This window comes from Tritonibacter sp. SIMBA_163 (assembly GCF_046535935.1).
GTDB classification, from domain to species: Bacteria; Pseudomonadota; Alphaproteobacteria; order Rhodobacterales; family Rhodobacteraceae; genus Epibacterium; species Epibacterium scottomollicae.
The window spans coordinates 202,952-223,495 of sequence record NZ_JAWJBP010000001.1 but is presented as its reverse complement, the minus strand read 5'-3'; the positions used below and the strand labels follow the sequence as shown (position 1 = coordinate 223,495).

Here is a 20,544-nt window from a genome sequence, read left to right as displayed (position 1 = left end):
CGGAAAGCGGCGCTTTTCCAACACTGGCACGCAAAATGCGGGGTCTTAGTTCGATGCGGTGCGGTAACGCTCGTCGCGGTAGAAAAGATGCACGCCGATACGCGCGGTCTTGGTGAAGCTGCGTGACCAGCGCGGTTTCACTGCCGTGGTGTGGTAGTAGGTGGCGCCTTCGGTCAGCTTTGGCTTCACACCATCCAGCATCAGGCGCGCCACCTTGGCCACACGCTCAAACGCACGCGGCTCGGCGATGACCTCTTTGATACCGTCGCAGGTGTAGGTGAACTGGCACTGGTACTTGCGCCCCGTGCCCTGATTGATCACGCCGCAGATGGTATTCGGGAACTGCGCGCTTTTCACCCGGTTCAGGATCACCTCGGCCACGGCGAATTGACCTTGCACGGTCTCGCCCCGGGCCTCGAAATAGAGCGCTTCCGCAAGGCAGGCAAATTCACTGCCGCCGGTCGCCTCCGGGCGCGTATCAAGGAAGGCACGCGTGTACTGAACCTTGGTGACATTCTTGGTGCGCGTCTGGCGCTTGCCCCCGAGAAAGCGCAACATGCGTTCCTTCGGTGCGGCCTGAAGCGTCGACTGCTCCTGTTTGAAAAGCGCATCCAGCCCCATGTCAGCAGAGGCCATGCTACCGCCTAGTGTTGCCGCGATCACTGCGGCCCACATCAGATTCCGTTTCATTCAGGGTACCCCCGGTCCAACTGCACGCAGCGGCATTCCGACCGCCAGCGACGGCACCGGGTAACGGAAATGCTTCAAAACGTCCAGCCGACCGGACGTATAGCTGCTATGCTCGAAGGCTTAGAGCACAACGCCGATGCGGAGGGCGCGATAGGATGATCCTGAATTCATTACCTTTTTAAGTATGTAGGCACATTTTGGCCTGTCTTGTCCGCGATCGCCAACTGCGCTGCGGCCAGACGTGCTACAGGGACACGGAACGGCGAGCAGGAGACGTAATCGAACCCCGCGGCGCGGCAAAACGCAATCGATTCGGGGTTGCCACCATGTTCACCACAGATCGACAGCGTGATGTCAGGCTTCGCCGACCGCCCGCGCTGTGCGCCCAGCTGCAGCAACTCGCCGACACCATCCACATCCAGCACATGGAACGGATCCTCGGGGAACACGCCCTGCTGCACATAATCCGACATGAACCGCCCCGCATCGTCGCGAGACAGACCATAGGTCATTTGCGTGAGGTCATTGGTGCCGAAGCTCATGAAGGCGGTATGCACCGCGATCTCATCGGCCCGCAACGCGGCCCTCGGTGTCTCGACCATCACCCCGAGGCGATAGGTGAAATCGACGCCACGCTCGGATTTCACCGCAGCGGCCACCGCATCAATGCGGGTCTTGACCAGCTCCACTTCGCGTTTGGCCGACACCAGCGGGATCATGATCTCCGGCACCACCGGGTCGCCGTCGCGCGATGCGTCCAACGTGGCCTCGAAAATCGCCCGCGCCTGCATGTCATAGATCTCGGGCACCGTGACCCCAAGGCGTACGCCGCGCAGACCCAGCATCGGGTTATATTCGCCCATCTCCTCCACACGGCGCGTCACATCGCTGACCGGCAGGCCCAGCGCCTCGGAGAGCTCGCGCTGACCGGCGGTTGTGGTGGGCAGGAACTCGTGCAGGGGCGGGTCGAACAGACGGATGCAGACCGGCAGCCCCTCCATGATGCGAAACAGCTCGCGGAAATCATTGCGCTGCATCGGCAGAAGACGCGCCAGCACTGCCGCCCGCCCCGAGGAGGTCTCGGCAAAGATCATCTCCCGCATCACCGTCAGGCGACCGGGATCAAAGAACATATGCTCGGTGCGACACAACCCGATCCCCTGCGCATTGAAGTTGCGCGCGGTCTGGGCATCTGCGGGCGTGTCGGCATTGGCACGGATATCGATGTCGCGCGCCGCATCCGCCCAGCCCATCAGCGTCAGCAAAGCATCGTCTTCTGCCGCCTCGGTCATCGCAGGCTCCCCCACCAGCAGCTGGCCGGAGGTTCCGTCGACCGTTATCGTCTCGCCCGCCTTGAAGATGCGCCCATCCGGTGCGGTCAACTGCTTGCGACGGCTGTCAAACCGCAGACTGGACGCGCCCACGATGCAGGGCAGACCAAGCCCGCGCCCGATGACCGCAGCATGGCTGGTCATACCGCCTTTTTCAGTGAGTACCCCCGCCGCCGCATGCATGCCGCGCACATCCTCGGGCGAGGTCTCGCGCCGCGCCAGAATGCACGGTTCCCCACGCGATTTGCTGGCCTGCGCCTCTGCCGCCGTGAACACCAGCCGCCCGGTCGCGGCACCGGGGCTGGCGGCGATCCCGCTGCCGATCACATCGCGCTTGGCGTCGGGATCCACCTGTCGGTGCAACAGTTCATTGAGGGAATGCGCATTCACCCGCATCACCGCTTCTTCAGCCGAGATAATCCCGTCCTCGGCCAGGCGCACCGCGATCCGCACAGCTGCCCGCGCAGACCGTGTCACCCGCATCCCGTCGAGGATATGCACGCGCCCGTTTTCAATGACGAATTCCACCTGCATTTCGGCACGCAGTCTCTCGCGCATCAGGGCCGCGTGCACCTTCAGCTCGGCAAAGGCTTCGGGGGCGAGTTCTTCCAGTGACGGACCGCGATCATCCTGCTCCAGATAGATCGACTCCGCATCGCTGCCCAGCGCATCGCGTCCCTGGCTCTGGCTCAGGTAACGCCCGGTAATCTGCGGCAAGCCGGTCTGCGAGTTCACCAGCTGAAGCACGCCCGAGCCGCATTCCCCCTGCCCAAGCCCCGGCACCATCTCCTGCACCACGAGACCAAGGCCCGCATCCTCCGGCGCGCCCTTGGCCGCCCGCAACAGACGCGCCGAGGTGCCTTCCCAGGCCCGCGCCATGGTCCGCAAAACCGCCGCCAGCTGCTCGCCCGGATCCTGCGGAAACGGCTCTTCGGCCTCGGCCTCATAGGCCTGCAGCATCTCGCTCAGCGCATCGGGGCCGCCGTCCTCGACATCCTCGAACACATCCGGGTCAAGCCGCGCCACATGCACTGCATAGGATTGCACAAACCGCAGATAGAGCGCCGCCGCCGCATCCGCGCCCAGCGTGTCGCTCAGATCCACGTAGCGCGCGTCATTCATACCGATGTTCAGCACCGCGCCGGGGCCACCCCAATCCGGATCTTCCGAGGAGGGCCGCACGCACAACAGCGCATCCGGGCGCAGTTCGGACAGGATCGCCTTGACGTCGACCATATACCCTTCAGCGATCGCATGCACCGCATCAAACGACAGCGCCACGGTCTGCGGCACCGGCAGCTTCAGCCGCACCAGCCGCTGCAGGCATTTCGCCCGCCCGCCGTGACTATGGTTGGCAATCGGCGCCGTGGACGTGATCAGCGTGGCCTTCGAGATATCGTCCATGCGCGCGTCCCCTGTCTGTTTCTGCAATGCAGCAATCCTCCGTAGGGTCGAGCATAATGATGGCAAACGCCCCTGCAAGGGGAACCATGCCGCAGCTGCAACAAAAAGGCCCCCGCCGGATTGGGCGAGGGCCGCGGGTTCAGCGCATGGCAGACGGGTGTCAGCCTTCGATGCGGCTGAGGTCAGCAACCTGGCCGCAGACCTTGCGGATCTGGCTCAACAGGTTCAGCCGGTTGCGGCGCACCACGGAATTGTCGGAGTTCACCTGCACTGCCTCGAAAAACGCATCCACCGGCGCGCGCAGTGCGGCCATGCCGCCCATGGCGGCCGCGAAATCCTCGGCCTCGATGGCCGAGGAGATCGCCCCCTCGCCCGCTGCAAGCGCATCAAACAAGGCGGTCTCTGCCGGGTCCTCGATGAATTTCTTGTCGGCCCCATAGGAGTACTCAACCCCGTCCTTTTCCTCGGCCTGAGACAGGATGTTGTTGGCGCGCTTGAACCCTTGCAGCAGATTGCCGCCATCCTCGGAGGACATGAATTCCTCCAGCGCCCGGGCGCGTTTCACCAAAAGCGTCAGGTCGTCATTACCCTCCATCGCGATACAGGCGTCGATCACATCATGACGAATACCCTGATCGCGCAAGAAGACTTTTAGACGGTCGTGGAAGAAGGAGAGGAGGTCGGTCGATGTATCGGGAATCTTCTGATCCAGGTTCTCAATCGGAGATGGAAGATCTGTCCCCCCTAGGACTTCACCTTGAACTGCTCGGAAAGCCAAACCAAACGCACCATTCTTGGCAATCTCAACCAAGAGAGTCTGCAGCATGGCCTCGCCAAGTGAGCCTTTTGGGTGATGCGCCGAAATTTCATGCCTCAACAATTGTGCATCGAAAAACCGATCAAGCCCACCACGCAAATCATTCTCCAGCACCAGCCGGATCACACCCAGCGCGGCCCGGCGCAGCGCATAGGGGTCTTTGGACCCGGTGGGCTTTTCATCAATCGCCCAGAACCCGGTCAGCGTGTCGATCTTGTCGGCCAGCGCCACGGCGACCGATACTGGCTCTGTCGGCACCTCATCGCTGGGGCCCAGCGGCGAATAATGCTGTTGGCAGGCATTGGCGACCTCTTGCGGCAGACCTGCGGCCTCCGCGTAGTAGCGCCCCATCAACCCCTGCAGTTCGGGGAACTCATAGACCATCTCGGAGCTGAGGTCCGCCTTGGCGACCTTCGCCGCCTGTTCCGCCAGATCCACATCCGCGCCCACGACGGGGGCGATTTCGCGCGCCAGCGCCGCGATCCGGTCGATCCGTGCGGCCTGCGTGCCGAGCTTGTTGTGGAAGGTCACATTGGACAGGCTCTCCAGCCAGCCTTCCATGCCGACCTCGGATTTCGCGATGCGCAGATCGTTTTCCCAAAAGAACTTCGCATCCGCCAGACGGGCGCTCAGCACCTTTTGGTTGCCCGCCAGAATGGTCGCGCCATCATCCGCCGTCTCGCGGTTGGCGACGGTGATGAACTTCTCGATCCGGCCCGTCTTGGGGTTCTTCACCGAGAAAAACTTCTGGTGTTCCTTCATCGAGGTCTGCAGCACCTCCGGCGGCAGGTCGAGGAATTCCGCGTCAATGGACCCCATCAGGACCACGGGCCATTCCACCAGACCGGCAACCTCTGTCAGAAGGCCTTTGTCGTCCACCACCTCAAGGCCGGAGGCGAAGGCCTGATTGGTGGCATCCTGCCAGATCGCCGCCTCGCGCTCCTTGGGGTCCAGTTCCACAAAGGCGCGTTTCAGCTTTGCAGCGTAGTCCTCAAATCCGGTGACGGAGAACCGCGCCGGAGCCATAAAACGATGCCCGGCCGTGCTGTCGCCCGACTTGATGCCGTCGATGTCCAGCGCCACCACCTCGCTGCCGTCTTCGCGCGACAGCAGGCAGAGGATCGAATGCAGCGGACGCACCCAGCGCAAGGACCCCGCACCCCAGCGCATGGACTTGGGCCAGGGGAAGTTGCGAATGGTGTCTTCCAGCACCTCGGCAATGATCTCCGCCGCAGGGCGTCCCGGTTTTTCGATGGTCGCGAAATAGACCGCGCCCTTGGGGGTATCGCGCTCTTCCAGCTGATCGCGGCTCACGCCTGCGCCCCGCAGGAACCCCTCGATGGCCTTGTCGGGTGCGCCCACCTTGGGGCCCTTGCGCTCTTCGCGCACGGTGGGGGAATGCTCCAGCAGATCCTCGATCGCCAGCGTCAGGCGGCGCGGCGTGGTCAGCGCATGGGCACCCGCATAGGTCAGACCCGCCTCGACCAGACCGTCGGTCATCCGTTTCTTCAGGTCTTCACCCGCGCGCGCCTGCATGCGGGCCGGGATTTCCTCGGAGAAAAGTTCGATCAGAAGATCAGCCATTACGTGTCCTCAACGGTTCGGATCTGCCGTGCGTTCACGGCGAAAAAAGATGTGGCGACGGGCGCGGCTGCGCCCATCGGTCGGTTTACGGCCGCTTGGGGCATTCCTCGCCCACGATGGTGCCGTCATAAGCCTTCTCGCCACAGTTGTTCAGTTCGTGCCAGACATAGCCCCGGCCATCTTCGGTGATGGCCACAACGCGGTCGACGCCGAATTCGATGTTCTTTTCAGAGATAAACGCCGTCGCCCGCCCGTCGCGCAGTGCCTGGCCGATGGCAGCGGCATCGAAACAGTTGAACCAGCCCGGGGCGTTGCGCGGATCGCGCGCCTCGGAAATCTCGTAGAGCTGCGCCACCTCTGCCGGTTTCAGCGGCGTGGTGAAGCAGGCTCGGTAGCGGATCGGAGAGCTGTCCGCATCGATCGCCTCAAAATCCCCATAGCCAATGGGCTCGGGCGTCTCGCCGCCGATCGGCAGCAGCAGCACGTCCTCGCCCGGTCGCGCGGCCACATCATCATAGTAGCCGTAAACCTGCAGGTAATACATCGCGATCCCCGCCGCGAGGCCGGAGACAACGAGGATGAGTGACAGGATCTTGCCAGTCATATCAGCTTTTCCCCCGGGCCATTCAGGCCGCACTCTCGTTGGTGAACCCACCCGCTTCGGTCAGCACAAAGGCATCGGCGCATTGCTTGGCCAATGTGCGCACCCGGCCGATATAGGCCTGACGTTCGGTGACGGAGATCACACCGCGCGCGTCCAGCAGGTTGAAGATATGGCTGGCCTTGATGCATTGGTCATAGGCGGGATGCGCCATAATGATGCGTTTGCCGGTCTTCGGGTCGATATGCTCCTGCGACAGGATGGAGGCGCATTCGGCCTCGGCCTCCTCGAAGTGACGCAGCAGAACCTCGGTGTTGGCCACGTCGAAGTTCCAGCGGGCGTATTCTTCCTCGGTCTGCTTGAAGATGTCACCATAGCTCAACGGCTGCGGTGACTGCGGATCGTTAAACGGCATGTCCATCACGTGATCGACGCCAAGGATATACATCGCCAGACGCTCCAGACCATAGGTCAGCTCGCCCGATACCGGGTGGCAGTCATGGCCGCCGACCTGCTGGAAATAGGTGAACTGGCTGACTTCCATACCGTCGCACCAGACCTCCCAGCCCAGCCCCCAGGCGCCCAGCGTCGGGCTTTCCCAGTCGTCCTCGACAAAGCGGATGTCGTGCAACTCCATGTCGACGCCGATCGCCTGCAGGGAGCCGAGGTACAGCTCCTGCAGCTCCGGCGGGCTGGGTTTGATCAGCACCTGATACTGGTAGTAATGCTGCAAGCGGTTCGGGTTCTCGCCATAGCGCCCGTCGGTGGGGCGGCGCGAGGGCTGCACATAGGCCGCCGCCCAGGGCTTGCTGCCGAGGGAACGCAGGGTGGTCGCCGGATGGAAGGTGCCCGCGCCGACTTCCATGTCGTAGGGCTGCAGGATGGCGCAGCCCTTGGAGGCCCAATAGGTCTGCAAACGCAGGATGATCTCCTGAAACGAACGCGGGGCGGTGGTCTGGGTCATGTCTTTTCCCTTCGGCGGCATCGGCGCGCCCGCCTCCATCAAGCCACGCAGGGCCAGCACAGACGGTGCAATGTTCGACCGTCTTCCTATGCAAGCCCCCCGGCGGGGTCAACGGCCCCGTGCGCAGCAGGCCACCCGAAGCCTCACGGCAGGGGGAAAATTCGTCCTGATGTGTCGAAGATGAGAAACAAACGCACTTTACCTGCATATGTGCGGTTTCTCGCCGTTTCCTTTTCGGGCGCAAGATGGTTACCTGCGCCGCGAACTAATTCCGTCTCTTCGTACAGAGGTTAAACAATGAAGAACCTATTTGCCTCGCTTTTGTGGGCATTGACCGTCTGCCTCGCGGCGCTTCCGGGCCTCGTGCAGGCACAGCAATCCGACGCGGGTGGCGTCTGGATCCAGGTGGCGGCCCGTCCCTCACTTCGCGAGGCGCAGGACGAGGCCCGCGACTTTGCCGCCCGCCTGCCGGACGTCTCCGGCTATGCCCTGGGCGGCGGCTGGTACGGCATCGTGGTCGGCCCCTATGCCCGTCCCGACGCCGAACAGGTGCTGCGTGTCTACCGCGCCGAAGGGCAAATCCCGCGTGACAGCTTCATCACCTTCTCCAGCAACTTCCGCACCCGTTTCTATCCGGTTGGCGCCGAGACTGACGCCCCCTCCACTGCGCCAGTCATTTCGTCGACATCTGACGACGACACGGTGACGGAGCCCCCGCTGGCCCCGGAGCCGGAAATCGCTGTTGCAGATGAAACACCGGCCGAGGCCCGCCGCAGTGAACGCGCCCTGTCGCGTGAAGAGCGCATGGACCTTCAGGTCGCACTGAAGGCCGCCGGGTTCTATTCCTCCGGCATTGACGGCGCATTCGGGCGCGGCACCCGTGCCTCGATGTCCGACTGGCAGCTCGCGCGCGGTTTTGAACCCACCGGCGTCCTGACCACCCTGCAGCGCAAGGCGTTGATGGATGAATACAACGCACCGCTGATTTCCACTGGCATGGCGTCATATACCGACGAAGCAGCAGGCATCACGCTGGATCTGCCGTTGAACGAGGTCGCCTTCAGCCGCTACGAACCGCCCTTCGCGCATTTTGACCCCGCCGGGGACCTTGGCGCCCGGGTCCTGCTGATTTCGCAACCAGGCGACCGTCGCACGCTTTATGGTCTGTATGACATCATGCAGACACTGGAAATCGTGCCGCTGGAAGGGCCGCGCGAGCGCTCCGGTGACCGCTTCACGCTTGAGGGGCGCAACAGTGAGATCGTCTCCTACACCGAAGCGCGATTGGACAATGGCGAGATCAAGGGCTTTACCCTTGTCTGGCCGGCTGGTGACGAGGCCCGTCGCGGGCGTATCCTCTCCGCCATGCAACAAAGCTTTACCCGGCTCGACGGCGTGCTTGATCCGGCAGAGGGCATGGAGGACGCGCAGTCCATCGATCTGGTCTCCGGTCTGGAAATCCGCAAACCGCGCCTGTCACACAGCGGCTTCTTCGTGACCGGGGATGGTGTTGTCGTGACCACGGCAGATGTGGTCAACGGCTGCGGTCGCGTGACCATTGACCGTGACGTCAGTGCAGATGTGCTGCTGGCCGATGGCGAGGCCGGCATTGCCGTGCTGAAGCCGACAGAGGCGCTGTCCCCGATGGCCACCGCACCGCTTGCGGCAAACACACCCCGTCTGCGCAGCGCGCTGGCGGTTTCGGGCTACTCCTACGGCGGCGTGCTTGGTGCTCCAAGCCTCACCTGGGGATCGCTGAGCGACCTTCAGGGGCTGCAGGGCGAAAGCTATCTGGCCCGTCTGGAGCTGACAGCTCAGCCCGGCGATGCAGGCGGCCCCCTTCTGGACAAGGAAGGCACCGTGCATGGCATGTTGCTGCCGGAAGCCTCAGATGGTCCGGTGCTGCCAGAGGGTGTGCGTTTCGCGCTGAAAGGCGAAGTGATCCGCATGGCATTGGACAAGGCCGGTGTTGGCCTGCCCGCGACCGAAGCTGCGGCCACCGGCGAGCTACCCCTGTCGTTGCTTCAGCGAGAGGCCACAGGCCTCACCACGCTGGTCAGCTGCTGGGAGTGATAAGGCTCCGTCCGCATCCCTGACATGACAAAGGCTCCCGAAGATCACTTCGGGAGCCTTTTTTCTTGTTCGGTTGTTCAGCTGACTGAGCCGGGCATGCCGCCCGACAGCAGGCGTCAGGCCTCCAGCGCGTCGATCATCTCGACACGGGTGGCGTGGCGACCGCCTTCGAACTCGGCATCCAGGAAGGCATCCACAATCTCGAGTGCCAGCCCTTCGCCGACCACACGCGCGCCGATCGACAACATGTTGGCGTTGTTGTGCTCGCGGATCATCCGGGCAGAAAACGCATCCGCGCAGACGCCGCAGCGGATCCCCTTGACCTTGTTGGCCGCCATCATGATGCCCTGACCCGTGCCGCACAGCACGATGCCGACATCGCTGTCGCCAGCCGCCACATGACGCGCCGCCGCTTCACCATGTTTCGGGTAATGCGTGCTTTCGGGTGAGGTCGGGCCAAGGTCGGTGACCTCCCAGCCTTTGGCCGCGATATGTTCGGCAAGGGTCTGGCGCAGCGCGATGGCGGCGTGATCACTGGAGAGTACGATACGTTTGCTGGCAGTCATGTTGAAGTCGTCCCGTTTGCCTGGGGCCTGCAGCGGCCCGGCCGTGGTGGATCTAGGAGGGTTCGGGCGTGCCTTACCCGGTTTTGCACGCAAGGCCTAGACCTCGCGTGGTGCGCATGCTTGTCCGCCACGATCAATATGCGTGAACTCGCCCGTCCCAGGTGTGAAAACAGCCCGAGGTTTCCAGAGTAAGCTCATCGAATTGTTGCATCAGACCCTCGGCACTTTCCTCAACCGAGATATCCCCTTCATCGCCCCCCATGTCGGTGCGGACCCAGCCGGGGTGGTAGATGCCAACGGCAATCCCCTCCGGTTTTAGGTCCGTGGCGAGGTTGCGCCCGATGTTGAGCGCCGCGGCCTTAGAGGCGCGATAAGCATATGATCCCCCCGGTGCACGTGCGTGACTGGCCATCTGAGAGGAAATAATCGCAATTTTCGGAGCACTGGCGAGCTTCAGGTTCGGCAGCATTGCCTGCACACTCAGGAATACGCCGGTCACATTGACGGCAAGTGATTTTGCCCAGACCTCTGCGGTGTAGTCACTGATACTCATTGTCTTGTCGAGGTAGACGCCCGCGTTGCAGATCAACAGATCCACTGGGTCGCCCTTGATTTGCGCGGCAAAGCGCGCCTGCTGCCCTGGTTCGCTCACATCGAGCCGGGTGCCCGACGAATGATCCCGCGAAGTTCCCGTCACACGGTCACCGCGTGCAGCCAGCCTTGTTTTCAGCTCACGCCCTATACCGCGGCTGCTGCCTGTCACGACCACATGCATTGGCGGTCTCCTTTTCCTGCTCAGTGGATTCATGACTGATGCCCGGTCGAGCGCCTCAGTTCATCTTTCGGTTCGGTGTGAAGGGGAGCGGCAGAACCGGCACCCCGTCGTCGATCAACGCCTTGGCATCTTCAATCTTTGCCTCGCCGTGGATGGAGCGGGCGGGCGCGTCCCCAAGGTGCATGTCGCGCGCCTGTTTGACGAAATCCTTGCCCACATAATCGGAGTTGGCCTCGACCTGTTTCTTCAGCTCGGTGATTGCCTTTTCCAGATCCGACGCGGGCGCGCTGAGCGGTGCGGCCTGTTGCGGCGCTTGCGGCACTGGCACAGCTGGCGTGACCGCGGGCCTGTCAGAGGGAGAAGGTTCCGCCTCCGCTGGCATCGCCGCCTTGCGGCCCGGACTTACACGCGGTGCCATCAGCGCTTTCTCCACTTGTGTGGACCCGCACTGCGTACAGGCAACCATATTGGCCTCCACAAGCTTGTCGTAGGCCGCAGCTGACTGGAACCAGCTCTCGAACCCATGTCCCTCAGCGCATTTCAGTGCATATCGTATCATCTCATGTCCCGTACTCGGAAGCGCCGATTAAAACCGGCTCAGCGGTGTTTGCAAGGGCAGCATCCTTCCTATGTAACCCGTTCACACAAGATCGTCAGGCGAAAAGGCTCTGAGCAATGCCGAAACATCCGCCGCATCGACCTGCAGAGCCGCGCGTTCAAGCGACATCCACTCGCGTTTTCGCTCTGTACATTCGGGAAAATCCGCCGATAGCGCATCGACGCGCAACGGGAACACATCGACCCGGCACGCAAGCGGCGGCGCACCGTCGCGGGCCTTGTCGTAAGTGAACTGTCCAACCACCCGATCCAACACCTGCCCCGACACGCCAGCCTCTTCCCAGGCTTCGGTCGCCGCAGCCTGCGCCGCAGTCAGACCATTGATCGGCCAGCCTTTGGGGAGGATCCAACGCCCGGTGCCGCGGGACGTCACCATCAAAACCTTGACGCGCCCTTTGCTCGACACCCGATAACACAGCGCGCCAACCTGCTGGTGCAGCGGCCGACCATCTTCGGAATGACCGTGAAATGATTGCCCATTCAGGGGTCGCGTCATCAGCCTTGCTCCCCTTCAACGCGCAGGCAGTCATTGGATTGCGGAACCGGTGAGACGGCTGCACGCACCCTCGCCCCTGAGCGACCACCGCAAGCCCACTCCTGCCCATACATGCTCTCGCCCCGATTGCACGCGGCCTCCTCAAACATGTGGCAGCGCCCCATTTCAGGGGGATGACAGCGCGCAAGGCGCAGCAGGTATCTGATCAGGCCAGCAGCCGCTGTTGCAACCGCTCCACCATCTGCGGATAGGGCGCATCCGCATCCAGTGAAAGGCGACGCAGGGCAAAATGCACATGAGCCATTTCCTGATAGTAACCGGCATAAACGTAGTTCACGCTGCCGCCAGCCACTGCCCCCAGAACCGGCACCATCTGCGCTGCAAGCTTTGGTCCCAGCGCCACCGCCAGCCGAGGCGCCACAGCGGCAATCAGCTGTGACAAGCCAGCCCCCGACAGCCCCAGGCGCATGGTCAGAAAGCCGGTATCGGCACCGTCATCATGGGCCAGCGGGCCTGCCGCGGCAAAAACCTCTATCGCGTCAAAGCGCACATTCTCCGCATCCGGATCAAACCCGTATTCCACCGCCACCCCCTGAATGCTGCGCAGCAGGAAGGTCGTTGTGGCAGGCAACTCCAGCAACGCGCCCGGCAATCCCGCGGCGCCACCGACCATGCCCATGGTGGTACTGACCCAACGATTGGTCTGGGAGGGTTGATCGGGCACCAGCCTCCTGCTCTGGGCGGCACCTCGGACCGCCAGATGCAGCGCCTGCTGCACGGCGACATCCACGGTCCCGCGCAACGGTTTGGGCAAACGCTGCAGCAAGTCCTCGGCACCACCACCAAGCGTGTTCAGCAATCGCATGCCAAAACTCCCGGCGGCGCGGTAGCGGGCGGCTATCGCATCCAGCTCCGCCTCGACATCCGTTGCCGTGAGGTTCCGCGCATCCTGTGTCAGTATTTCGCCCATCCGTGGCCCTCTTCCCTGCCGCTCTGCTCTTACAGATCAGCAGTTTGGGCACGCGTTTCAAGGCCCTTGCTCACGCGACGTCCGGGTCTGTCACCCTTGCGCCGCACCGTTCCAACGTCGCACCAGCCCCGACACGCCCGTCCAGGCATCGGGATTGAGGTTCAGGCCAAGAATGCGATCCGGGTTGGTTGGCGGCGGCATCTCGACGCCGCTCAGCTTCTGAAACCCGAAGCGTTTGTAATAGGGCGCATCGCCCACCAGGATCACCCGGTCCCAATGGCTGTGCTCCGCCTTCCACAGGCTGTCGCGGATGAGCGCCGCACCGATGCCCTCGCCCTGCCGCGTCGGGTGCACCGCCACCGGCCCCAGCAGCAGCGCCTCGGCAGCCCCCACATGCACCGGCCAGAAGCGGATCGCACCGGCAAGGATCCCGTCGCTGTCGCGTGCCACCTGGCTCAATGCGCGCACAGGCGCCACGTCATCACGCAGCCGATAGGACGACAGCGCCGTGCGCCCCGGCGCGAAGCACAGGTCATAGAGGGCTTCGACCTCCCAGGAATCCTCCGGCATCTCCGCCGCGATGGTGATCACGTCTCTCTGGCTCCGTCAGCTGTGTCGCGCAGGCACGGGGCCGGTTCGACGCGGGGGTGGATTTCGCCCTAGCACGCGCGTAAGTCTGGGGCAAACACTTGGAGACATGCAATGTTCTACCGCCCCGAGGACGGCCACGGCCTGCCCCACAACCCATTCAACGCCGTTGTCACCCCGCGTCCCATCGGCTGGATCTCCACCCGTTCGGGCGACGGCGTCAACAATCTGGCACCTTATTCTTTCTTCAATGCCGTGGCTTATGTGCCGCCGCAGGTGATGTTTGCCTCCACCTCCACCAAGGCGGATCAGGACGGCACCAAGGATTCCATTGCCAATATTCGCGAGACCGGGGTCTTTTGCGTCAACATCGTGGAATACGCCATGCGCGACGCGATGAACAAATCCTCCGCTGCCCTGGACAAGGGCACGGATGAATTCGCCCATGCCGGGCTGGAGGCCATCGACTGCGAGACCATCAATTGCGCCCGGGTCGCCGGTGTTCCAGCGGCGCTGGAATGCAAACTTACGCAGATCATCGACCTGCCGGGCGCGGCCAACAAGGTCGCCTTTGGCGAGGTGGTCGGCGTTCACCTGCGCGATGATTGCCTGGTGGACGGCATCTTTGACGTCACCCGCTACCAGCCGCTGTCGCGCCTCGGCTATCGCGATTATGCCAAGGTGAGCGATCTGTTCTCCCTGACCCGCCCGGACGACTGAGATGCCCCTGCCCGATCCAAATCTGCGCCACCCGATCATCCTGCCGGATGGCCAGCCCCATACCGGCACGGTTATGCTATCGCGCGTGGTGGAGAACCCGAATTTCAGCGTTGGCGACTACACCTACGCCTCTGATTTCGACCCGCCCAGGGACTGGAGCAGCCACCTGGCGCCCTATCTCTTTGCCGGTGCGCGCGAACGGCTGCGGATCGGACGGTTTTGCCAGATCGCCCATGGGGTCAGGTTCATCACCGCCTCGGCCAACCACGCGCAGGAGGGGCTCAGCTGCTTTCCCTTCCCGGTGTTCGATCCCGCCCAGATGGCCGGGTTCCAGCCCGACACCCGCGACACGGTGATCGGCCATGACGTCTGGATCGGCTACGGCGCGATGATCCTGCCCGGCGCTCGTATCGGCGACGGCGCCATCATCGGTGCAGGCGCGGTGGTGCGCGGCACGGTTCCTCCTTACGCGATCATGACAGGCAACCCGGCGACGGTGGCCCGCCACCGGTTTCCCAAGCCGCAGATCGCCCGCCTCCTCACCCTCAAATGGTGGGACTGGCCGGCAGAGCTGATCCTGCGCGCGGAACCGGCCATCACCTCCGGCGACCTCGATATGTTGGAGGCGCTCGCCCCCGACTGACCGCTGCTGCTTCGGAGCCACCCTCGCCCGCCCCCAAATGGATGGACCACGGCACGGCGTGCAAGGCAAATTGCCGAGGCTCCGCGCCCGCATGGGCGGGGATGCGGCCATTTTCCTTGTCGCGGCGGGACGTGGTCCATCAGGCAGGGCACAGGCGAGGCTGGCTCTGCAGGTTGCTGCTTTGGTGAACCCGAGCCCCTGCCCCAAAAACGAAAAAGCCGCGGTCCCCACCGGGGGCCGCGACCTTTTTTTAATCGCAAAGGCAGGTCTCAGTGACCGCCGAGGATCCCCGTACGCACCGAGTAATCCACCGCCACGCCGTATTCCGGATCGTCATCGCTATCGATTACCAAATGCCCGGCCTTGGACAGCAGTTCGTGGCAATCCCGGCTCAGATGACGCAATTGGATGGTCTTGCCTGCCGCCGCATATCGCCCTGCGACTGCCTCGATCGCCTGCAGCGCCGACTGATCCACCACGCGCGAGGCGGCAAAGTCCACGATAACCACATCCGGGTCGTTCTCGATCTCGAACAGTTCGATGAACCCGTCGGTGGAGCCAAAGAACAGCGGCCCTTGAATCTCATAGACCTTGGCGCCCTCCTCGCTGGCGCTATCCCGGGTGATCGCATGAATGCGGCGCGCGTTGTTCCAGGCATAGGCCAGCGCCGAGACGATCACCCCCACCACAACGGCGATCGCCAGGTCAGTCATCACCGTCACCACGGTCACCAGCACGATCACGAAGGCATCCATCAAGGGCACCTTGGTCATGATCTTGAAGCTGTTCCAGGCAAAGGTGCCGATCACCACCATGAACATCACGCCCACCAGAGCCGCCAGCGGGATCTGCTCGATCAGCGGCGAGGCTGCGACGATGAACAGCAACAGGAACAAGGCCGCCGCGATGCCCGCGATCCGGGTGCGGCCACCGGAATTCACGTTGATCATCGACTGGCCGATCATCGCGCAACCGCCCATGCCACCAAAGAAACCGGTGGCAATGTTGGAGGCCCCCTGCGCGATGCATTCCTGGCTGGCGCCGCCGCGCTTGCCGGTGATTTCACCCACAAGGTTCAGCGTCAGCAGGCTTTCGATCAGCCCGATCGCCGCCAGGATCACCGCATAGGGCAGGATGATCTCCAGGGTCTCGAAATTCAGCGGCACCATCGGGATGTGGAACATCGGCAGACCGCCCTGGATGGAGGCCAGATCGCCCACCCGCGGCACGTCGAGGCCAAAGGCAATCACGATCACCGCAGTAATCCCGATCCCGGCCAATGGTGCGGGAATAATCTTGGTCAGGCGCGGCATCACCCAGATGATCGCCATGGTCAGCACCACCAGCCCCAGCATCACCGCCAGCTGGCCCCCGGCCAACCACTCACCGCCACCGGCGCCATGGCCGGTGTTCTCCACCGTGCCCGGCTTCTTGAACTGCGTCAGCTGCGCGAGGAAAATCACGATTGCCAGACCGTTCACAAAGCCCAGCATCACGGGATGCGGCACCAGCCGGATGAACTTGCCCCAATGCATCACACCGGCAATCACCTGCAACAGCCCCATCAAGACCACCGTGGCAAAGAGATATTCCACCCCATGATCCGCCACCAGCGCCACCATGACCACGGCCAGCGCGCCGGTCGCGCCAGAGATCATCCCCGGACGCCCCCCGAACACGGCGGTGATCAGCCCCACCATGAAGGCCGCATAAAGCCCCACCAACGGATGCACCCCGGCGACAAAGGCAAAGGCCACCGCCTCGGGCACCAGCGCCAGCGCCACCGTGAGGCCGGACAGCAACTCGGTGCGGACGCGACCAACGGTAAAGCCCTCATCCTGCATGATGGAGAGATTGGGAGGAGAGATATTCTTGGCCAAAAGACCGAAAACGCCGCGTGTCATGACACCAAAACCTGTGAAGTCGGGAGGGAAGATTTGACCGCCTGTTAGCGTCAATGCCCCCGCGACACAAGGGAAGGCAGGAAAACAAGGCCCCGGAGCGCCTCCCCTGCCACATCCAAGGGCAGCCCCCGCGCAATAGGTCAGCCCTTCTGCCGCAATGTTTCGCGCGCGAAACAATAGGTCAGCAGCGCTGTCTGCCGTGAACCTCACCTTAACCCTTGCTCGCCTGCGCGGACCTCCGCAGACTGCGGGTATTGCAGCAAGAGACTTTGAGCAGCCACATGCACTTCAAAACCTGGGACGACATCGCCCCGCCCCCAAACGCGGCAGAGCAGAAACTCAAAGCCGCCGCCGAGGCAGGCGAGTTTTGCGAACTCGGCCCCCACGATCAAATCCCCGAGGGTCCTGAAGACTGGCACAACCTGACCGAGGCGCAAGAATCCCGCCACATCCGCGCTGAGGTGCTGCGCCTGATCCTGCTGAACCGCGACAGCTGCAACATCAGCGAAAAGGGCGTCATGATGGCCGGCGCATATATCAGCGGCTGTCTGGATCTGACCAATTGCACCATCCCCGGCAACCTGCTGCTGAACGGCTGTCGCTTCCAAGATGAAATGTTCGCCCCCAGATCAAAATGGGCGAGCAACCTACGACTGCGTACCTGCGGCGTCCCCGCGCTGCGGGCCTCCGGGGCCAACATTCGTGGGCAGTTGACCTGCGAGGGCGCAAATTTCAATTCGCCAAAGGGTGAGGCCATCAACCTTCAAGGAGCCAAGGTCAAGGACGGCCTCTTCCTCCGCTCCGCAACACTCAATGGATCTGTCGACCTCAATGGCATCAAAATCGGTGGGCAGTTGGACTGCGAGGGCGCAAAGTTCAACACACCAAAGGGTAAGGCCATCAACCTGCAAGGAGCCGAGGTCAAGCGAGACCTCTTCCTCCGCTCCGCAACACTCGATGGATCTGTCGACCTCAATGGCATCAAAATCGGTGGGCAGTTGACCTGCAACTGCGCAAAGTTCAACACACCGGATGGCATGGCCCTCAACCTGCAAGATGCGGAGATCATCGGCGGCCTTTTCCTCCGCGCGCTTGCAAAAATTGACGGCAGCCTTGATCTAATTGACGCCAAAACCTCAACCTTGGTTGATGATGCTCAATGCTGGCCCGCGGTGGGCAAGCTGCATCTCGATGGCTTCACCTATGACAGAATCAACGGCCCCACCGACGCCAAGACCCGGCTCGACTGGCTCGCCAAAGGCGACCGCTGGAACGGGGAATTCTTCCCGCAGCCTTACAAACAGCTCGCCAAGACCCTGCACGACATGGGCCATGAGAGCGACGCCCAACAAGTCCGCATCATGCTCGCACGCAAGCTGCGCCAGGATGCCCGCGCCAAACTGCACATCACGCCCGATGGTGACCTCGGCACCGGGCTTCACAGCATCTGGCGTGACATCTGCCGCCTCACCCTCGGTGCAAAAGACAGCGTCTCCCTCGTCCTGACCGCCCATGGCTACAAACCTCAACGCAGCCTCTATGCGCTGATCTTGCTCATTGCCGCCGCAACCTTTCCAGCCCAACGGGCCTGGGACGCGGGCAGCTTCGCTCCCAACTCCGCCCCCATTCTTCTTTCCGAAAGCTGGCAAGCTCTGGCACGCGACGGCAGCATCCCCAACCCCGCTGCCGAATGGGCAAAACACAATGCCATCCCCGGCGAGGATTGGGAAAGCTTCCACCCCCTCGCCTATGCCGCCGACGTCGTGATCCCCATCGTCGAATTCGGTCAGACCGACGCCTGGGCCCCCTCCACCGAACGCGGAACCTGGGGCTATCGCCTCTGGTGGCTGCGCTGGGTTTTCACCACCGCAGGCTGGATCGTCACCGCGCTGGGGGCTGCCGCCCTCACCGGCATCATCCGCCGCGACTGAGCCTTCATCTTTTCCCAAATACCTCCGCCGGAGGCATCCCACGCTTGCCAAACCGCGCCGCCCTCGGCCATAGCTCGGCAAACACCCGCAGGAGAGATCCAAATGACCGAAACGATGATTGCCGTGATCGGCGGCTCCGGAATTTACGACATCGACGGGCTGGAGGGCGCGGAATGGACCACGGTCAAAAGCCCCTGGGGCGCCCCCTCGGACCAGATCCTGACCGGACGCTTTGATGGCGTAAAGATGGCCTTTCTGCCCCGTCACGGGCGCGGCCATGTGCATAGCCCCACCGATGTGCCCTACCGCGCCAATATCGACGCGTTGAAACGACTGGGCGCCACCGACGTGATCTCAGTCTCCGCCTGCGGGTCCTTCCGCGAGGAGATGGCGCCGGGGGATTTTGTCATTGTCGACCAGTTCATCGACCGGACCTTTGCCCGAGAAAAGAGCTTTTTTGCCTCCGGCTGCGTTGCCCATGTCTCGGTGGCGCACCCCACCTGCCCGCGTCTGAGCGATGCCTGCGAAGAGGCCGCCCGCGCCGCCGGGATCAAGACCCACCGCGGCGGCACCTATCTGGCGATGGAGGGGCCGCAGTTCTCCTCAATGGCGGAATCAAAGATGTACCGCGAGGTCTGGGGCGCGGATGTGATCGGCATGACCAACATGCCGGAGGCCAAACTCGCCCGCGAAGCGGAGCTGTGCTATGCCTCCATCGCCATGGTCACCGATTTTGACAGCTGGCATCCCGATCACGGCGTAGTGGATATCACCGAGATCATCGGCACGTTGCAGGGCAATTCCGACAAGGGACGCGCCTTGGTGAAGGGGCTGCCAGCGCTTCTTGGTGCCGAACGCGCGCCCTGCCCTCATCAGTGTGACCGGGCGCTGGAGTATGCCATCATGACCGCGCCGGAGAAGCGCGACCCGGCGCTTGTGGCCAAGCTGGATGCGGTTGCAGGCCGGGTGCTTGGCTGATCTGAGCACAGGCCGTGAGCACAGGGCTCAGGCGCCCGCGCGCGCAATCCGCGTCAGGCGCCTGAGCCTTTTGTAAAGGGATATTGGCGCGCCCGTCAGGCGTTGACGCTTGCATGGCGGACGTGCTTCGGTCAAACCGCACCGGCGCGGCGCCCTCGGAATGACCTAGAGTGTCGGGCGCGCCGATCACGAAGCAAAGCCAGGGATTACACGCCCATGAACAAGACGAAGACCGTCAAGGACTACATCCGCACCATTGTCGATTTCCCGCATGAAGGGATCATGTTCCGGGATGTCACCACATTATTCGCCGACCCGCGCGGGTTTCGAATGGCAGTGGACCAGATGTTGCACCCCTATGCGGGCCAGCGCATCGACAAGGTGGTCGGGCTTGAGGCGCGCGGCTTCATCCTCGGCGGGGCGATCGCCCACCAGCTGGGCACCGGCTTTGTCCCGATCCGCAAGAAGGGTAAACTGCCCGGCGCAACTATCAGCCAGGAATACAAGCTGGAGTATGGCGAGGCCGTGGTCGAACTGCACAAGGACGCGATCCAGGCGGGTGAGAAAATCCTCGTGGTCGATGACCTTCTGGCAACCGGTGGCACCGCCGGCGCCGGGATCAAACTGATCGAAAAGCTCGGCGGCGAGATCATCTCCTGCGCCTTCATCATTGATCTGCCCGAGCTGGGCGGCCGCAAGCATCTCGAAGAGCTTGGGATGGATGTGCATGTCCTGTGCGAATTCGACGGGCTCTGAACGCCGCATAAAAGCCGCTGGATCAGCACAGAATTCTCACACAGGATCACAGGTACACACGCATCTGTGACTGGAAATTCAAAAAGCTCCCTGCTTAGGGGGCTTTTTTCATGGGTCAAATGCCAACCGGCAAAC

General features: G+C 62.9%; 18 protein-coding genes. 6 read left to right on the top strand and 12 right to left on the bottom strand.

What is annotated here, in order from left to right; translation table 11 throughout:
* Positions 1 to 45 precede the first annotated feature (45 nt).
* The 5 genes from R0J92_RS00950 to R0J92_RS00930 all read right to left on the bottom strand — a co-directional run bounded on the left by R0J92_RS00950 (position 46) and on the right by R0J92_RS00930 (position 7,391).
* Positions 46 to 690: a cell wall hydrolase gene (locus R0J92_RS00950; protein ID WP_243394914.1), complete on the bottom strand. Its 645-nt coding sequence runs from the start codon at positions 688 to 690 to the stop codon at positions 46 to 48.
* 170 nt (positions 691 to 860) lie between these two features.
* Positions 861 to 3,425, bottom strand: coding sequence for a putative PEP-binding protein (locus R0J92_RS00945; RefSeq protein WP_106162325.1), 2,565 nt, complete (start codon positions 3,423 to 3,425; stop codon positions 861 to 863).
* Positions 3,426 to 3,585: 160 nt separating this feature from the next.
* On the bottom strand, positions 3,586 to 5,826 hold the full coding sequence (glyS, locus tag R0J92_RS00940; protein ID WP_411050409.1) for a glycine--tRNA ligase subunit beta: 2,241 nt from the start codon (positions 5,824 to 5,826) through the stop codon (positions 3,586 to 3,588).
* Positions 5,827 to 5,911: 85 nt separating this feature from the next.
* Positions 5,912 to 6,430: a DUF6446 family protein gene (locus tag R0J92_RS00935; protein WP_411050408.1), complete on the bottom strand. Its 519-nt coding sequence runs from the start codon at positions 6,428 to 6,430 to the stop codon at positions 5,912 to 5,914.
* A 22-nt stretch (positions 6,431 to 6,452) separates the two neighbouring features.
* Positions 6,453 to 7,391, bottom strand: a complete 939-nt coding sequence (locus R0J92_RS00930) for a glycine--tRNA ligase subunit alpha (RefSeq protein ID WP_411050407.1) — start codon at positions 7,389 to 7,391, stop codon at positions 6,453 to 6,455.
* Between the two features lie 297 nt (positions 7,392 to 7,688).
* Here R0J92_RS00930 and R0J92_RS00925 point away from each other — a divergent pair, with 297 nt between their 5' ends.
* Positions 7,689 to 9,464 carry a trypsin-like peptidase domain-containing protein gene (locus R0J92_RS00925; protein WP_411050406.1) on the top strand — a complete coding sequence of 592 codons (1,776 nt, stop codon included), beginning with the start codon at positions 7,689 to 7,691 and terminating at the stop codon, positions 9,462 to 9,464.
* Positions 9,465 to 9,580: 116 nt separating this feature from the next.
* Here the strand turns inward: R0J92_RS00925 and rpiB are convergent, their stop codons facing one another.
* The 6 genes from rpiB to R0J92_RS00895 all read right to left on the bottom strand — a co-directional run bounded on the left by rpiB (position 9,581) and on the right by R0J92_RS00895 (position 13,480).
* On the bottom strand, positions 9,581 to 10,030 hold the full coding sequence (gene rpiB, locus R0J92_RS00920; protein WP_106162103.1) for a ribose 5-phosphate isomerase B: 450 nt from the start codon (positions 10,028 to 10,030) through the stop codon (positions 9,581 to 9,583).
* A 133-nt stretch (positions 10,031 to 10,163) separates the two neighbouring features.
* The gene (locus R0J92_RS00915) at positions 10,164 to 10,805 is read right to left on the bottom strand and encodes an SDR family oxidoreductase (RefSeq protein ID WP_106162102.1); all 642 of its coding nucleotides are present in this window, start codon (positions 10,803 to 10,805) and stop codon (positions 10,164 to 10,166) included.
* Positions 10,806 to 10,860: 55 nt separating this feature from the next.
* Positions 10,861 to 11,364, bottom strand: a complete 504-nt coding sequence (locus R0J92_RS00910; protein ID WP_317384124.1) for a DUF1178 family protein — start codon at positions 11,362 to 11,364, stop codon at positions 10,861 to 10,863.
* A gap of 81 nt (positions 11,365 to 11,445) precedes the next feature.
* Positions 11,446 to 11,919 carry an NUDIX hydrolase gene (locus R0J92_RS00905; protein ID WP_317384125.1) on the bottom strand — a complete coding sequence of 158 codons (474 nt, stop codon included), beginning with the start codon at positions 11,917 to 11,919 and terminating at the stop codon, positions 11,446 to 11,448.
* A 205-nt stretch (positions 11,920 to 12,124) separates the two neighbouring features.
* On the bottom strand, positions 12,125 to 12,889 hold the full coding sequence (locus tag R0J92_RS00900) for an EcsC family protein (protein ID WP_411050405.1): 765 nt from the start codon (positions 12,887 to 12,889) through the stop codon (positions 12,125 to 12,127).
* Between the two features lie 90 nt (positions 12,890 to 12,979).
* A complete protein-coding gene (locus tag R0J92_RS00895; RefSeq protein ID WP_411050404.1) occupies positions 12,980 to 13,480 on the bottom strand; it encodes a GNAT family N-acetyltransferase in 501 nt (166 codons plus the stop codon).
* A 111-nt stretch (positions 13,481 to 13,591) separates the two neighbouring features.
* Here R0J92_RS00895 and R0J92_RS00890 point away from each other — a divergent pair, with 111 nt between their 5' ends.
* Together R0J92_RS00890 and R0J92_RS00885 are read left to right on the top strand one after the other, a co-directional pair.
* Positions 13,592 to 14,197 (top strand): flavin reductase family protein, encoded by a 606-nt coding sequence (locus R0J92_RS00890; protein ID WP_411050403.1) that lies wholly within the window; start codon positions 13,592 to 13,594, stop codon positions 14,195 to 14,197.
* Position 14,198: 1 nt separating this feature from the next.
* A complete protein-coding gene (locus R0J92_RS00885; protein WP_106162096.1) occupies positions 14,199 to 14,840 on the top strand; it encodes a CatB-related O-acetyltransferase in 642 nt (213 codons plus the stop codon).
* A gap of 269 nt (positions 14,841 to 15,109) precedes the next feature.
* On the opposite strand, the gene R0J92_RS00880 is transcribed toward R0J92_RS00885, so the two are convergent.
* A complete protein-coding gene (locus tag R0J92_RS00880; protein ID WP_106162095.1) occupies positions 15,110 to 16,744 on the bottom strand; it encodes a SulP family inorganic anion transporter in 1,635 nt (544 codons plus the stop codon).
* Positions 16,745 to 17,025: 281 nt separating this feature from the next.
* On the opposite strand from R0J92_RS00880, the gene R0J92_RS00875 reads away from it, so the two are divergent.
* From R0J92_RS00875 to R0J92_RS00865, 3 genes are all read left to right on the top strand, one after another.
* Positions 17,026 to 18,675, top strand: coding sequence for a hypothetical protein (locus R0J92_RS00875; protein ID WP_411050402.1), 1,650 nt, complete (start codon positions 17,026 to 17,028; stop codon positions 18,673 to 18,675).
* A gap of 102 nt (positions 18,676 to 18,777) precedes the next feature.
* A complete protein-coding gene (locus R0J92_RS00870; RefSeq protein ID WP_411050401.1) occupies positions 18,778 to 19,653 on the top strand; it encodes an S-methyl-5'-thioadenosine phosphorylase in 876 nt (291 codons plus the stop codon).
* 216 nt (positions 19,654 to 19,869) lie between these two features.
* Entirely contained in the window at positions 19,870 to 20,409 is a 540-nt protein-coding gene (locus R0J92_RS00865; RefSeq protein ID WP_106162092.1) for an adenine phosphoribosyltransferase, read from the top strand.
* Positions 20,410 to 20,544: the final 135 nt, after the last annotated feature.

Bases quoted from the DNA above. Each gene is read 5' to 3' on its own strand.
- R0J92_RS00950 (WP_243394914.1), bottom strand. From the start codon at position 690: ATGAAACGGAATCTGATGTGGGCCGCAGTGATCGCGGCAACACTAGGC.
- R0J92_RS00945 (WP_106162325.1), bottom strand. From the start codon at position 3,425: ATGGACGATATCTCGAAGGCCACGCTGATCACGTCCACGGCGCCGATT.
- glyS (WP_411050409.1), bottom strand. From the start codon at position 5,826: ATGGCTGATCTTCTGATCGAACTTTTCTCCGAGGAAATCCCGGCCCGC.
- R0J92_RS00935 (WP_411050408.1), bottom strand. From the start codon at position 6,430: ATGACTGGCAAGATCCTGTCACTCATCCTCGTTGTCTCCGGCCTCGCG.
- R0J92_RS00930 (WP_411050407.1), bottom strand. From the start codon at position 7,391: ATGACCCAGACCACCGCCCCGCGTTCGTTTCAGGAGATCATCCTGCGT.
- R0J92_RS00925 (WP_411050406.1), top strand. From the start codon at position 7,689: ATGAAGAACCTATTTGCCTCGCTTTTGTGGGCATTGACCGTCTGCCTC.
- rpiB (WP_106162103.1), bottom strand. From the start codon at position 10,030: ATGACTGCCAGCAAACGTATCGTACTCTCCAGTGATCACGCCGCCATC.
- R0J92_RS00915 (WP_106162102.1), bottom strand. From the start codon at position 10,805: ATGCATGTGGTCGTGACAGGCAGCAGCCGCGGTATAGGGCGTGAGCTG.
- R0J92_RS00910 (WP_317384124.1), bottom strand. From the start codon at position 11,364: ATGATACGATATGCACTGAAATGCGCTGAGGGACATGGGTTCGAGAGC.
- R0J92_RS00905 (WP_317384125.1), bottom strand. From the start codon at position 11,919: ATGACGCGACCCCTGAATGGGCAATCATTTCACGGTCATTCCGAAGAT.
- R0J92_RS00900 (WP_411050405.1), bottom strand. From the start codon at position 12,889: ATGGGCGAAATACTGACACAGGATGCGCGGAACCTCACGGCAACGGAT.
- R0J92_RS00890 (WP_411050403.1), top strand. From the start codon at position 13,592: ATGTTCTACCGCCCCGAGGACGGCCACGGCCTGCCCCACAACCCATTC.
- R0J92_RS00885 (WP_106162096.1), top strand. From the start codon at position 14,199: ATGCCCCTGCCCGATCCAAATCTGCGCCACCCGATCATCCTGCCGGAT.
- R0J92_RS00880 (WP_106162095.1), bottom strand. From the start codon at position 16,744: ATGACACGCGGCGTTTTCGGTCTTTTGGCCAAGAATATCTCTCCTCCC.
- R0J92_RS00875 (WP_411050402.1), top strand. From the start codon at position 17,026: ATGCACTTCAAAACCTGGGACGACATCGCCCCGCCCCCAAACGCGGCA.
- R0J92_RS00870 (WP_411050401.1), top strand. From the start codon at position 18,778: ATGACCGAAACGATGATTGCCGTGATCGGCGGCTCCGGAATTTACGAC.
- R0J92_RS00865 (WP_106162092.1), top strand. From the start codon at position 19,870: ATGAACAAGACGAAGACCGTCAAGGACTACATCCGCACCATTGTCGAT.